Origin of the sequence: Jannaschia rubra, from assembly GCF_001403735.1 — a bacterium.
Classification (GTDB): domain Bacteria; phylum Pseudomonadota; class Alphaproteobacteria; order Rhodobacterales; family Rhodobacteraceae; genus Jannaschia; species Jannaschia rubra.
Window position 1 is genome coordinate 1 of the sequence record NZ_CXPG01000002.1, and the last position, 721, is coordinate 721.

The following is a 721-nucleotide window of genomic DNA, read 5'->3' on the forward strand; positions in this document are numbered from 1 at the left end:
CCCGTGAGACGGCCCGCGGTCCGCGAGCCGGTCGGCGATGTCCTCCGCCTCGATCTCGCGCGTCCGCTCCCGGGCCAGCTCCTGTTCCCTGGCGGCAACTTCCAGCGCGGCCTGCCGCTCCTCGGCCTCGCGACCGGCGGTCAGCTCGCCGACCCGCTGCGAGAACGCGTCCCGGTCGACGGAGGCGAAGGCGCTGCGGAGCCCCGCGGCGAGGCCCCGGGCCTCCTCCCGCGCATGCCCTTCGCTTGGTGGCGAGGCGCCCACCTCCAGCTCCACCGCCTGCGCCTGCACGCCCTGCCGGGCCTCCAAGACGTCTCGCAGCCGCGTGGTGAGGTCTCGGTCGTCGCGTCGGTCCTCCGGCTCCCCGCCCCCTGCGCCGCCCCCGGCCAGCGCCAGCTCGCCCTGGTGCTCCGGTCCCGACAGCCCGCGCACCCGCTCCGCCACGGAGGCGGCCCGTTCGGCGATCCACGCCCCCACCTCCCGCGCGAGCCCCGCCGCGATCGCGCGCACCTCCGCCGCCCGCTCGCGGGCCTCGTGCCAGGCCGCGACCCGCCCGACCTCGTGGCCGCGCTCCTTCATCTGCCAGGCCCCGGCGGAGAGCTGCGGCAGGGGCGGCCGGTCCAGCTCGACGGCCCGCACCGTCTCGCGCAGCTCGGCCCCCTCGTCGCCCCGCTCCCGCGCCGACGCCGCCAGCTCCAGCGCCTCCGCGCGCTGCGCCTCC

Annotated in this window: 1 protein-coding gene; it reads right to left on the reverse strand. The window is 79.2% G+C overall.

The features are described from left to right. A partial coding sequence (locus JAN5088_RS18775; RefSeq protein WP_199502132.1) for a hypothetical protein occupies window positions 1–721 on the reverse strand: 721 nt, incomplete at both ends.